A 13230-nucleotide genomic window follows, 5' to 3' on the forward strand; every position below is an offset into this window, starting at 1 on the left:
AGGATCAGAGATCGTCAGTGTAGCCCAGGCTGCGCAGAGCACGTTCGTCATCCGCCCAGCCCGACTTCACTTTAACCCACAGTTCAAGGTGGACCTTCACCTCGAACATCTCTTCCATATCCTTACGGGCTTCAATACCAATCGTTTTGATTTTGGCACCCTTGTTACCAATAACCATTTTCTTCTGGCCTTCACGCTCAACCAGAATCAGACCGTGGATATCGTAGCCGCCCCGCGCATTGGTCACGAACTGTTCGATTTCAACCGTCACCGAATAGGGCAGCTCCGCGCCCAGAAAGCGCATCAGCTTTTCACGGATCATTTCGGAGGCCATAAAGCGCTGCGAACGGTCGGTGATGTAGTCTTCCGGGAAGTGATGGACAGCTTCCGGCAGGCGCTTACGCACAATACTGGCAATGGTATCGACATTTTTACCGCTTTCAGCAGAGATCGGTACCACATCCATAAAGTTCATCTGCTGACTGAGAAACTGCATGTGCGGCAGCAGGATGCTTTTGTCGGTAATGTTGTCAACTTTGTTGATGGCAAGCAGAACCGGCACTTTGCCATCTTTCAGCTTGTTGACCACCATTTCATCGTCAGCCGTCCAGCGCGTACCTTCCACAACAAAGATAACCAGTTCGACGTCACCGATTGAGCTGCTTGCCGCACGGTTCATCAGACGGTTGATCGCCCGTTTCTCTTCCATATGCAGGCCGGGTGTGTCCACATAGATGGCCTGATAGCCGTCTTCGGTATGGATCCCCATAATGCGGTGACGCGTGGTTTGCGGCTTACGCGAGGTAATAGAAATCTTCTGCCCCAGAAGCTGGTTCAGTAAAGTGGATTTCCCGACGTTTGGGCGGCCTACGATAGCAATAAAGCCGCAATGGGTGGTTTGTTCGCTCATTCAAGTCCTAGCTTAATCAGGGCCTGTTCGGCCGCTGCCTGCTCAGCTTTGCGACGGCTGGATCCGGTTCCTACAACCGGTTCCGCCATGCCGCTTACCTGGCAGTGAATAGTAAATTCCTGGTCATGCGCTTCGCCACGCACCTGCACCACCAGATAGGAGGGCAGCGGCAGATGGCGACCCTGCAGATACTCCTGCAGACGCGTTTTGGGATCTTTCTGTTTGTCACCCGGGCTTATCTCATCCAGACGGCTGGCATACCAGCTGAGGATCAGTTTCTCGACGGACTGGATATCGCTGTCCAGAAAAACACCGCCGATTAACGCCTCTACGGTATCGGCCAGAATTGATTCACGGCGGTAGCCACCGCTTTTCAATTCGCCGGGACCGAGACGGAGGCATTCACCGAGATCAAACTCACGGGCCATTTCAGCCAGCGTGTTGCCGCGCACCAGCGTGGCGCGCATGCGGCTCATGTCCCCTTCATCAACGCGTGGAAAACGCTGATAGAGCGCATTAGCAATCACATAGCTAAGGATTGAGTCGCCCAGAAACTCCAGTCTTTCGTTATGTTTACTGCTGGCGCTACGGTGCGTAAGTGCCTGCTGTAACAGTTCCTGATGGGTAAAAGTGTAGCCCAACTTACGCTGGAGCCTGTTAATTACGATGGGATTCATGTGTTACCAGTATCTGAATGCGTCAATTATTCTGCACACGGAACAGGGCTGGACGCGCCAACACGGGACTGTTTCGTGTGCAGGGTGAATGCCAACAGGCACTCACCCGCCTAAGTAATGCTACCCGCGGGTAGGCATCAGTGAATACCGCCAATGCGGCTCAGGCGAACGCCAGTAGGCCATTCACCTTCCTGCTTCTTAAAGCTCATCCAGATGGTGGTCGCTTTACCAACCAGATTGCGCTCGGGAACAAAGCCCCAGTAGCGGCTGTCTGCGCTGTTATCGCGGTTGTCGCCCATCATGAAATACATACCCTGAGGTACCACCCACGTCGACTGTGGCTGACCCGGTTGCTGATAGTACGAGCTTGCCTGACCTGGCGCCTGGGTGACCAGCAAAATAGCGTGCGTAACGTCGCCCAGCGTTTCATTGCGGGTAGCCAGACGCAGTCCGCCGCGCATGGATTCGCCCTGCGGCATCTGATAAAAACCATTGCCTACTTCATTGCCGTCAAAGCCGCTGAAGGTCTGAATAAAATCGCTCGGCTCGACGTTGGAGTAGGTCACCGGCAGCGCTTTTTCACAGGACTGACCTGCACAGGCCGGATTAATGCTCACCGTTTTGCTCTGCGGATCGTAACTGACCCGATCGCCAGGTAGCCCCACCACGCGTTTGATATAGTCCAGGCTCGGATCCTTAGGGTATTTAAACACCGCGATATCGCCACGTTTCGGATGCCCGGTCGGGATCAGCGTAGTTTGCGTAATCGGATCTTTGATGCCGTAGGCGAATTTTTCAACCAGGATAAAGTCCCCGATCAAAAGCGTTGGCATCATCGAACCTGAAGGGATCTGGAAGGGTTCGTAGATGAATGAACGCACTACGAACACCAGCAGCAGCACCGGAAATACCGATGCAGTGGTTTCCACCCAGCCTGGCTGCTTCGCCGCTTTAATCTGCTCCGGCGTGCCCGTGGCAGCGCCTGACTCTGCCAGCTTTGCCCTGCGGGCCGGTGCCCACTTAAACTTATCAATACACCAGACAATGCCGGTGAGTAAGGTTGCAATCGCCAGAATCAGGGCGAACATATTTGCCATTCCACTTCCCTCAAAGCCCACAGGCTCTATTTGCTGTCTTTACCGACATGGAGAATGGCAAGGAACGCTTCCTGAGGCAGCTCAACGTTACCGACCTGCTTCATGCGTTTCTTACCGTCTTTCTGTTTCTGCAGCAGCTTTTTCTTACGGCTCACATCCCCGCCGTAGCATTTAGCCAGGACGTTTTTACGCAGCTGCTTCACGGTAGAGCGGGCAATAATGTGGTTACCAATCGCCGCCTGAATAGCAATATCAAACTGCTGGCGCGGGATAAGCTCCTTCATTTTCTCCACCAGGTCACGTCCACGGTAGGGTGCATTATCACGGTGGGTGATCAGCGCCAGCGCATCAACGCGCTCGCTGTTGATCAGCACGTCTACGCGTACCATGTCGGAGGCCTGGAAGCGCTTGAAGTTATAATCCAGTGAGGCGTAACCGCGCGACGTCGACTTGAGACGGTCGAAGAAGTCGAGTACCACTTCCGCCATGGGAATGTCATAGGTCAGCGCGACCTGATTACCGTGGTAGACCATATTGGTCTGTACGCCGCGTTTCTCAATACAGAGAGTAATCACGTTGCCAAGGTATTCCTGTGGCATCAGCATATGACATTCCGCAATCGGCTCGCGCAGCTCTTCAATATTATTCAGCGGCGGCAGCTTGGATGGGCTGTCTACATGAACCGTCTCACCCGACGTGGTGATCACTTCGTACACGACGGTCGGGGCGGTGGTAATCAGATCGAGATCGTATTCACGCTCCAGACGCTCCTGAATGATCTCCATATGCAGCAGGCCAAGGAAACCACAGCGGAATCCGAAACCCAGTGCCGTCGAACTTTCTGGCTCGTAGAACAACGACGCGTCATTAAGGCTCAGCTTGCCCAGCGCATCACGGAAGGCTTCGTAGTCGTCTGAGCTGATGGGAAACAGCCCGGCGTAAACCTGCGGCTTCACTTTCTTAAAGCCCGGTAGCGACTTATCGGCGGGATTACGTGCCAGCGTCAGCGTATCGCCCACCGGAGCGCCCAGGATGTCCTTAATGGCGCAGACCAGCCAGCCTACTTCACCACACTTCAGCACGTCGCGATCGACGCGTTTTGGCGTGAAAATACCCAGGCGATCAGCGTTGTAGCTCTGCCCGGTACTCATAACTTTTACTTTTTCACCCTTGCGCAGGGTGCCGTTTTTAACGCGGATCAGCGATACCACGCCCAGATAGTTATCGAACCATGAGTCGATAATCAGCGCCTGTAGCGGCCCATCCGGGTCGCCTTCCGGTGGCGGAATGTCTCGCACCAGGCGCTCCAGCACGTCGGGCACGCCCACGCCGGTTTTCGCAGAGCAGCGAACGGCATCGGTGGCATCAATCCCCACGATGTCTTCAATTTCCTGCGACACGCGATCGGGATCGGCTGCGGGCAGATCGATCTTGTTCAGTACCGGTACAACTTCCAGATCCATTTCCATCGCCGTATAGCAGTTGGCCAGGGTCTGTGCTTCCACACCCTGCCCGGCGTCAACCACCAGCAGAGCGCCTTCACAGGCTGCCAGCGAGCGGGAAACTTCATAAGAGAAGTCCACGTGGCCCGGCGTGTCGATAAAATTGAGCTGGTAAGTTTCACCGTCCGGCGCGTGATAGTCGAGCGTTACGCTCTGCGCCTTGATGGTAATGCCGCGTTCGCGCTCTAAATCCATAGAATCCAGAACCTGCGCCGCCATTTCACGTTCGGTCAGGCCGCCACAAATCTGAATTAAACGATCGGATAGCGTGGATTTGCCATGGTCGATATGAGCGATGATAGAAAAGTTTCTTATATGCTTCATTTATATGAATATTTTCGCTTAAACGTTCGGTTTAGTTCTTGCGGTGAACATAACACTGGACACTTCACGCAATGTACCCGCCATCAATGAGCACGCATCTTACACTGTTAGCCCCCGCCACGAAAGAATTCACATACATAGCGGTTCATCAAATTATATACCCTGCCTGTTAATGCATTGCCTTCTGACTGGCGTACGCATGACAGCGCTGCATTTCATTGACCGTTTGACTGTGCGGGCGGTTAACGAAAGGAGCAGAGATCGGATAACGGGGGATAAGCCGATACCGGCTTCCCCTGAAGGGAGCCAGTGAAAGATGAACCGGGGCAGGATTAGGTTTCAACACGCAGGGCATCGGGTGGTAATGCGATGCTCAAAATGACGGGCTGGAAGGAGGCCGATTTACCCAAATAAACCGAGATCCCTTTGGCGATAATAAAACCGCCTGTTCCGCCCAGCAGTGCGCCCGACGCTGCGGCCAAATCGCTGTGAAACAGCATTTGAAACAGGCCGGCCACCAGGAACAAGCCGACCAGCGGCGTCATATAGACCAGCAGGGCTGAGCTCAGCAGGCTTTTTTCAGCAATACCCAGCTCAATACGCTGACCAGCAATAAGCGGCTCGCTGCTTGCAACCGTCATCACATGCGCATTTTTTGGCCCCAGCTTATTCAGCACCTGGCTTCCGCAGCCCTTGCGGGCTGAACAGCTACTACAGGAGGTTTTCATTTCCGAATGAAGCGTGGCTATGCCGTCCTTCCACGAAACGACCGTGGCCCATTCTCTCATCATCGCGCTGCTCCTAAAACAATGCCGTCAGTAATACGCTTAGCCGTTGAGGGGGGAAGTTCACCCACAAGGGTAATTTCAGTATTATCGCGTATTTCAGTCTGCACCGTACGGCGACCTGTGCGCAATAGCTGCGGAACGCTATTTTTATCGGCCGCGCTCACGTTGATGGAGAAGGTGAACAGGCCGTCTGAATAGAGCCGCGAATCCACCAGCTTGTTCAGCGCCGGAATGCGTCGACGGCTTTCCGTCAGCTCTTTCATTCCGGCAGGGATCCAGCCGGGCTTCCAGTTAAACGTCACTTTCTCACCCACCGGCATCGAGAACGAAGGGGGCATATTGGCTTTTTCCAGCCCCTGCATCATTCTGCGCACCCCATCGTCCACCGCGAAGCTAACAACACGATATTGCTCGAGCGTTTCACCATCATGGTCGAGGAGATCGATACGCAGGGGCAGCTTTGTTTCGCTGTCCAGCCAGACGATATAGCTGTAGCGGGTTCCGTCTCGCGCCACGATGCGGACGACTTCGCACAGCTGATCGGCAATGCGTGCACGCCCTACTGGCACAAAATCGTAATTCTCAGCAACCTGCTGAAAATCGGCAAACACCAGTGAGGGAAGGGAATCAACAATATGGTCGCTGGTTAGCGTGAAGGGTTCCAGACCCGGCTCGAAGTAGCTGATTTCTTTGCCGCGCTGGATAACTTCGCGCCGGGGGCCATCCATCTGTAATAGCTGAGCGTAGACTTTATCGTTGAGCACAGCATGACGGTAGCGCAGGGATTCAATCCCGAGCCTGGAAACGTTGATGTAGGCGAGTTCGTAATTAAGAGACTGGCTGGCCTGCTCCATTTGTTGCAGAAGCGCCCCGGAGGTGGTTTCCGCCGGGGCGACTGAGGAGTACATCAGGCTGCCAGCCATAAGGCTGACGGCACACCAAAGTTGCTTCATTACTGCTGCTGAATTCCTAACGACTGGTTACCAGGAACCTGAACGGCGGCCTGCTGCGCAGGGTTTTGTTCAAACTGAGCCTGGCCGGAATGCAGACGGCGCTGCAGTTCATAATCCTGGAGCATCGCGTTAACGCGGCGACGCTGATCCTGTACGCGCTGTGGGGCGCTGCTCATCTCAGCGCTCTCAGAGGGTACACCCAGGCTTACCGGCGAGGCCTGACCCATCATCGGCAGGGTGTTGAACACCGGTGCATCCGATCCCGTCTGACCACTCTGTGGCTGGTTGTAATGCTGCACACCCACAATAACCGCCAGTGAAACACAGGCAGCCACACCAACCTGAGTAATCTGTGCCGCCCAGGGGCGCACTTTGTGCCAGAACGGCATATTCTCGTAGCGCTCCGGTTTGGGCTGCGCTTCAGGAATAAGCGGCGTCGTTTTGTTACGCGGCTCACGTTCGATGGCCGCTGCGACACGGTCGGCGATATCAAAATGCATCACCGGCGCAAGATCGCCACGCAGGGTATCGCGAATCAGGTGATAGCTTTCCCAGTTTTTCTGGAGCGTGGCGTCGTTAGACAAGGCTGACAAAACTTCGTTATCTAAAGTTTCCCCGTCCATTAAAGCGGAAAGTTGTTCTTTCTGCATGCCTTATACCTTCCTGTATCCGCTATTGCTAGCGTTGGATAAGCGGTTGAATTTTATTGTCGATAGCTTCGCGGGCACGGAAAATCCGGGACCGCACCGTACCTACCGGACACTCCATGATGCTGGCTATCTCTTCATAGCTCAGGCCATCCAGTTCCCTTAACGTAATTGCCATACGCAGGTCTTCGGGAAGTGTCTCAATGGTACGAAAAACTACCTGCTTCAGTTCTTCCGACAACATTAAGTTCTCAGGGTTCGAAATTTCTTTCAGTGCGCCTGCACTTTCAAAGTTTTCCGCATCAATTGCATCCACATCACTTGCCGGTGGACGACGCCCCTGAGCAACCAGGTAATTTTTAGCCGTGTTAACGGCAATCCTATAAAGCCAGGTATAAAATGCGCTGTCGCCCCGGAATGAATCCAGCGCGCGATACGCTTTTATAAACGATTCCTGAACAACGTCAGGTACGTCTCCCGAGGGTACATAACGGGAAACCAGACTGGCCACTTTGTGCTGGTAGCGAACCACCAGGAGGTTAAATGACTTCTGATCGCCTTTCTGCACGCGCTCAACGAGAACTTGATCTGCTAACTGCTCGCTCATCTGAGGTAATGTCTCCCCCAATCTTTTCCAACGCATTGACGAACTACCCGCAACAACTCATATTTTTTGAGCAAGCATCCGCTTAGAGTGATGATCATGAGTTAAGTTCCATACGCTGTTATATGTGTGATGACGCTATGCGAAGAAGAGAGCCGGTACGCATTTTTATGATTTCTATCCGGTTCAAGCAGCTACTGTTTTCTCTACTTCTACGCCTGGTGATGCAAAGTCCTGTTAACGCCGCAGAGTACCCCAACAGGCTCCCTTTTTCACCTTAAAATCTCGGCAATCCGCCGCTGTTCGCAATATTAACGTCGTCCTTCGGGCTGCATAGCCAAATGACATCGTTTTTCAACGTCCTGGGCCCCTTATCCTCCCCCTTTGAACAGGTGTTGTGCCAAAAAGGCTTTTTTTTCAGCGAAACTCGATGATATGCTCAGCAAACAGCCTGTTTAGTATATTAAACACCATGAAAACTTCCCCTGAATACAGCAGTGACGTATTAATCATCGGCAGCGGTGCCGCCGGGCTGGCACTGGCGCTGCGTCTGGCGCGAACGCATCAGGTTATCGTTCTGAGCAAGGAGAGCATTCACGAGGGGTCCACCCTCTATGCTCAGGGCGGGATAGCGGCAGTGTTCGACGAAACAGACAGTATTGCCTCCCATGTCGAGGATACGCTGATCGCCGGGGGCGGACTCTGCGACAGCGAAACGGTCACTTTTGTCGCCAGCAATGCGCGGCACTGCGTTCAGTGGCTGATCGATAACGGTGTACCTTTTGATAAAGAGAGTCCGCTCAGCCCCACTGCCCGGTATCACCTGACGCGTGAGGGTGGTCACAGCCACCGCCGTATTCTGCACAGCGCGGATGCCACAGGGAGATCGGTAGAAAACACGCTGGTGAGTCAGGCACTTCGCCACCCTAATATCCGGCTTATTGAGCGCTGTAATGCCGTGGATTTGATCGCGTCCGATCGGATTGGTCTGCCCGGTAAGCGCCGCATCGTGGGTGCCTGGATCTGGAACCGCAACCGGGAACACGTTGAAACCTGGCGCGCCCGCACCGTAGTGCTGGCGACGGGCGGAGCTGCAAGGGTCTATCAGTATACGACTAACCCGGATGTTGCCTCCGGCGACGGTATTGCCATGGCGTGGCGGGCGGGCTGTCGGGTGGCCAATCTTGAATTCAATCAGTTTCATCCAACCTGCCTGTTCCATCCTCAGGCAAGAAATTTTCTGTTAAGTGAAGCATTACGAGGCGAAGGCGCGGTGCTGAAGCGCCCGGATGGAACGCGCTTTATGCCCGATTTCGATCCGCGCGCCGAGCTGGCCCCGCGTGATATCGTAGCGCGCGCCATCGACCACGAAATGAAGCGGCTGGGTGCAGACTGTATGTTTCTGGATATCAGCCATAAACCGGCGGATTTTATTCGTGCGCATTTTCCGACTATTACTGAGAAGCTCAGCACGCTGGGCATCGATTTGACCCGTGATGCCGTGCCGATTGTGCCGGCCGCGCACTATACCTGTGGCGGTGTGATGGTTGATCGGCATGGACGCACGGACGTTGATGGGCTGTATGCCATTGGCGAGGTCAGCTATACGGGCCTGCACGGGGCAAACCGGCTGGCTTCCAACTCGCTGCTGGAGTGCCTCGTCTACGGCTGGTCGGCCGCGGAAGAGATAAACCAGCATTTACAAGCCGTGCCACCCGTCGGGGATCTGCCAGTCTGGGATGAAAGTCGCGTTGACGACGCGGACGAGCGCGTGGTTATTCAGCATAACTGGCATGAGCTGCGGCTGTTGATGTGGGATTATATGGGTATTGTTCGCACCACCCGGCGCCTGGAGCGTGCACTGCGCCGCATCAGCATGCTTCAGCAGGAAATTGATGAGTATTACGCTCTCTTCCGCGTCTCCAGTGACCTGCTTGAACTGCGTAATCTGGTACAGGTAGCTGAACTGATGGTGCGCTGTGCGATGGCGCGGAAAGAGAGCCGCGGGCTACATTACCAGCTGGATTATCCTCACCCGCTGGCGGTGGCCGCCCCTACCATTCTGACGCCCGATCAGCGGTAAAGGTAAAAATCCCGGGTCAGGCTACAGTGCGCGTCAGAATAGCGCTGGTCCGGCCCGCGAATGGTCATACGATCGATCAACTGCTCGCCCTCGCGGGGCGATAGCGCCAGCATAACGCGATTGGGCGGGCGATTATCGTTATCGGAGATATCGGTACGAAAGCGCAAATGCCAGCCGCGCTGCTGCGCCAAATCGGCCAGCGCCTGGCCTGCGGCCGCGGGCAGGATCACGCAAAAAAAGCCCTCTTCCGCCACTAAGGTTTCCGCACACGCCAGCAGTACATCATGGGTAAGACCGGTGGTATAGCGGGCGGCTGTCCGTTCAGGCGTGGCACAGTCAATGCCGGGCACAAAATAGGGTGGATTGCTGACAATCAGACTGTAGCGATGCTCGCACTGCTGCGCCCACCGCCGGATATCATCCTGCCAGATATGAATGCGATCGGCCCAGGGTGAGGCCTGCGCATTTTCCTGCGCCTGCCCGGCGGCCTGCTCGTCCAGTTCAACCGCATCGATAATCGTCCCCTGCCCGGTTCGCTGTGCCAGCATCAGCGCGATCAGGCCGCTGCCGGTACCGATATCCAGTACCCTCTGCGCGCCTGCAACCGGGGCCCAGGCACCCAGAAGCACGCCATCCGTGCCCACTTTCATTGCGCAACGATCGTGAGCGACGAAAAATTGTTTAAAGGTAAATCCATTGGCGCGCAAAACCGCTTTATGCTGAGACATTTGACTGACCTGAAGTGGAAACGGCGCTAGCATAGGACAAAGCAGATGTAAGGAAAAGTCATAAAGGCCACACAAACAGATGAAGATCGCGGCCAATCTGTCTATAATCAGCGCCCCAAACTGAGGTAGAACATGACTGTAACCACTTTTTCCGAACTCGAACTTGATGAAAGCCTGCTGAGAGCCTTGCAGGACAAGGGCTTTACGCGCCCTACGGCTATCCAGGCCGCTGCGATCCCGCCTGCACTGGAGGGTCGCGACGTTCTGGGTTCGGCACCAACAGGTACAGGCAAAACAGCGGCATATTTGCTGCCTGCTCTACAGCATTTGCTCGATTTTCCCCGTAAGCAATCCGGTCCCCCGCGTATTCTGGTGGTGACGCCAACGCGTGAGCTGGCGATGCAGGTGGCCGATCAGGCCCGCGAGCTGGCTAAATATACGCACCTGGATATTGCCACCATCACCGGCGGCGTGGCCTATATGAACCATGCCGAAGTGTTCAGCGAAAACCAGGATGTGGTGGTTGCTACCACCGGTCGCCTGCTGCAATACATCAAAGAAGAAAACTTTGACTGCCGTGCGGTGGAAACGCTGATCCTCGACGAAGCCGACCGCATGCTGGATATGGGCTTTGCGCAGGATATCGAAACCATTTCTGCCGAAACCCGCTGGCGCAAGCACACCCTGCTTTTTTCTGCCACGCTGGAAGGCGATGCGATCAAGGACTTCTCCGACCGCCTGCTTAACGAGCCGGTTGAGATTGAGGCCGATCCCGCCCGTCGCGAACGCAAGAAAATTCTGCAGTGGTACTACCGTGCCGATGATATCAAGCATAAAACGGCGCTGCTGATCCACCTGCTTAAGCAGACCGACGTTACCCGCTCCGTGGTCTTTGTACGCAAGCGCGAGCGCGTGCACGAGCTGTGTGGCTGGCTGCGCGAAGCCGGTATCAATACCAGCTACCTTGAGGGTGAGCTTGAGCAGTACAAACGTAACGAAGCGATCAAACGCGTCGTGGACGGGCGCGTTAACGTCATGGTGGCGACGGACATCGCCGCTCGCGGCATTGATATTGACGATGTCAGCCACGTATTTAACTTCGATATGCCGCGTACCGCTGACATCTATCTGCACCGTATTGGCCGCACGGGCCGCGCAGGTAAGAAAGGCACAGCGATCTCGCTGGTTGAGGCACATGACAATCTCCTGCTCGGAAAGGTTAGCCGTTACATTAACGAACCGCTGAAAGCGCGCACCATTGATGAACTCCGCCCAACGACCCGACCGCCGAGCGAGAAACTCAGCGGTAAGCCGTCGAAGAAGGTGATGGCGAAACGCAAAGAGAAAAAAGAGAGCGAAGAGACGAAGCCGCGGGTGAAAAAACGCCATCGCGATGCGAAAAATATTGGTAAGCGTCGTAAGCCAAGCGGTACGGTGAATGGCGACAGCGCAGAATAAAGCGCAAAAAAGAAAACCGCCTCACTGAGGCGGTTTTTTATTACCCGTTACGGAGACGTTACAGACTTTCAGTAAAGGTACGGGTAATCACATCACGCTGCTGCTCAGGCGTCAGCGAGTTAAAGCGAACGGCGTAGCCTGATACACGAATCGTAAGCTGCGGATACTTTTCAGGATGCTTCACCGCATCTTCCAGCGTTTCACGGCGAAGAACGTTAACGTTCAGATGCTGACCGCCCTCTACGCGGACTTCAGGCTTAACTTCAAGCGGGATTTCACGGTATTCAATTTTACCCAGGTCGGTGACCGGGACAATCTGATCTTCGCTGTAGCCCGCTTTGGCGCAGACGCAGCGCGCTTCATCTTTGTCGCTGTCCAGCAGCCAGAATGAGTTAACCAGCGTGGCGTTGCTTGCTTTAGTGATCTGAATTCCAGTAATCATGATTTGCCTCCCAGGCAGTGCGGCGCTGACAGACACCAGCGCGTTGTTAAAGGAGTAATTTCAGCTTCTATCATTCTGTATATCAGTCTCCTGTCGGCGCAATGTTGACCAATATCAATAAAGCCGGTAGCTGAGATGTCTGCTTATGCTCAAGCTAATGATTTATCGCAACTTTGCCTCCGGCGGAATTTAATATTTTTTTGTAAATTATCAAAATTATTTTAATTTTGCCGCGGTGCGGATACGCGTTAAGCTAGACGACAGAGACACTAAAGGAGGCGAGAAATGGTCAATGAACTGACCTGGCACGACGTACTGTCGCAGGAAAAAGAGCAGCCCTATTTCATTGAGACGCTGCGTAAAGTCGCCAGTGAACGCGCAGCGGGGAAGGTGGTTTACCCTCCGCAAAAAGACGTATTTAACGCTTTTCGCCTGACGGAACTGGGCGATGTTAAGGTGGTGATCCTTGGGCAGGACCCTTATCACGGCCCTAATCAGGCTCATGGACTGGCCTTTTCCGTGCTGCCCGGCGTGGCGGTCCCGCCTTCACTGGTGAATATGTATAAAGAGCTGGTCACGGATATCCCTGGCTTTGAGCGTCCCGGTCACGGTTTTCTCGAAAGCTGGGCGCGTCAGGGGGTTCTGCTGCTCAATACGGTGTTAACCGTTGAGGCAGGTCAGGCGCACTCTCACGCCCGCTTTGGCTGGGAAACCTTTACTGATAAGGTGATATCTCTGATTAATGCGCATCGCCAGGACGTAGTGTTCTTGCTTTGGGGATCGCACGCGCAGAAGAAAGGCAGCATTATTGATCGGCAGCGTCACCACGTGCTGCAGGCACCACACCCCTCCCCCCTCTCCGCGCACCGGGGATTCTTTGGCAGCGGGCATTTTTCTAAAGCCAACCAGTGGCTGGAACAGCACGGTGAAAGTCCCATCGACTGGACGCCGCATCTGCCGGAATAGGCAGATAAAAAAAGCCCCCTGAAGGAAGCGCGGACGGATCAGACCGACACG

At 54.6% G+C, this 13230-nt stretch carries 13 protein-coding genes; 3 read left to right on the forward strand and 10 right to left on the reverse strand.

Annotated features, from left to right (window positions below):
• Positions 1-4: 4 nt before the first annotated feature.
• From era to rpoE, 8 genes are all read right to left on the reverse strand, one after another.
• The gene (era, locus tag AAGR22_RS16630) at positions 5-910 is read right to left on the reverse strand and encodes a GTPase Era (protein ID WP_345828598.1); all 906 of its coding nucleotides are present in this window, start codon (positions 908-910) and stop codon (positions 5-7) included.
• Positions 907-1587, reverse strand: a complete 681-nt coding sequence (rnc, locus tag AAGR22_RS16635) for a ribonuclease III (protein WP_067709524.1) — start codon at positions 1585-1587, stop codon at positions 907-909. The genes era and rnc overlap by 4 nt, the downstream gene beginning before the upstream one ends.
• Before the next feature lie 137 nt (positions 1588-1724).
• The gene (gene lepB / locus AAGR22_RS16640) at positions 1725-2684 is read right to left on the reverse strand and encodes a signal peptidase I (RefSeq protein ID WP_345828599.1); all 960 of its coding nucleotides are present in this window, start codon (positions 2682-2684) and stop codon (positions 1725-1727) included.
• Positions 2685-2710: 26 nt separating this feature from the next.
• Entirely contained in the window at positions 2711-4510 is a 1800-nt protein-coding gene (lepA, locus tag AAGR22_RS16645) for a translation elongation factor 4 (protein ID WP_345828600.1), read from the reverse strand.
• A 332-nt stretch (positions 4511-4842) separates the two neighbouring features.
• Complete coding sequence (gene rseC / locus AAGR22_RS16650; RefSeq protein WP_067709530.1) at positions 4843-5301, reverse strand: SoxR-reducing system protein RseC; 459 nt, start codon at positions 5299-5301, stop codon at positions 4843-4845.
• Complete coding sequence (rseB, locus tag AAGR22_RS16655; protein WP_345828601.1) at positions 5298-6251, reverse strand: sigma-E factor regulatory protein RseB; 954 nt, start codon at positions 6249-6251, stop codon at positions 5298-5300. Before rseB ends, rseC begins: the two co-directional genes overlap by 4 nt.
• On the reverse strand, positions 6251-6901 hold the full coding sequence (rseA, locus tag AAGR22_RS16660; RefSeq protein ID WP_345828603.1) for an anti-sigma-E factor RseA: 651 nt from the start codon (positions 6899-6901) through the stop codon (positions 6251-6253). The genes rseB and rseA overlap by 1 nt, the downstream gene beginning before the upstream one ends.
• A 28-nt stretch (positions 6902-6929) precedes the next feature.
• Positions 6930-7505, reverse strand: coding sequence for an RNA polymerase sigma factor RpoE (gene rpoE, locus AAGR22_RS16665; protein ID WP_345828604.1), 576 nt, complete (start codon positions 7503-7505; stop codon positions 6930-6932).
• A 469-nt stretch (positions 7506-7974) separates the two neighbouring features.
• Here rpoE and nadB point away from each other — a divergent pair, with 469 nt between their 5' ends.
• On the forward strand, positions 7975-9585 hold the full coding sequence (gene nadB, locus AAGR22_RS16670; RefSeq protein WP_345828605.1) for an L-aspartate oxidase: 1611 nt from the start codon (positions 7975-7977) through the stop codon (positions 9583-9585).
• Here the strand turns inward: nadB and AAGR22_RS16675 are convergent.
• Complete coding sequence (locus AAGR22_RS16675; protein WP_345828606.1) at positions 9576-10313, reverse strand: tRNA1(Val) (adenine(37)-N6)-methyltransferase; 738 nt, start codon at positions 10311-10313, stop codon at positions 9576-9578. The genes nadB and AAGR22_RS16675 overlap by 10 nt on opposite strands.
• 132 nt (positions 10314-10445) lie before the next feature.
• Here AAGR22_RS16675 and srmB point away from each other — a divergent pair, with 132 nt between their 5' ends.
• Positions 10446-11771 (forward strand): ATP-dependent RNA helicase SrmB, encoded by a 1326-nt coding sequence (srmB, locus tag AAGR22_RS16680; protein ID WP_345828607.1) that lies wholly within the window; start codon positions 10446-10448, stop codon positions 11769-11771.
• Positions 11772-11829: 58 nt separating this feature from the next.
• Here the strand turns inward: srmB and grcA are convergent, their stop codons facing one another.
• A complete protein-coding gene (gene grcA, locus AAGR22_RS16685; RefSeq protein WP_067709546.1) occupies positions 11830-12213 on the reverse strand; it encodes an autonomous glycyl radical cofactor GrcA in 384 nt (127 codons plus the stop codon).
• A 285-nt stretch (positions 12214-12498) separates the two neighbouring features.
• Here grcA and ung point away from each other — a divergent pair, with 285 nt between their 5' ends.
• Entirely contained in the window at positions 12499-13179 is a 681-nt protein-coding gene (gene ung / locus AAGR22_RS16690; RefSeq protein WP_067709548.1) for a uracil-DNA glycosylase, read from the forward strand.
• Positions 13180-13230 lie beyond the last annotated feature (51 nt).

The organism is Erwinia sp. HDF1-3R (assembly GCF_039621855.1).
Classification (GTDB): domain Bacteria; phylum Pseudomonadota; class Gammaproteobacteria; order Enterobacterales; family Enterobacteriaceae; genus Erwinia.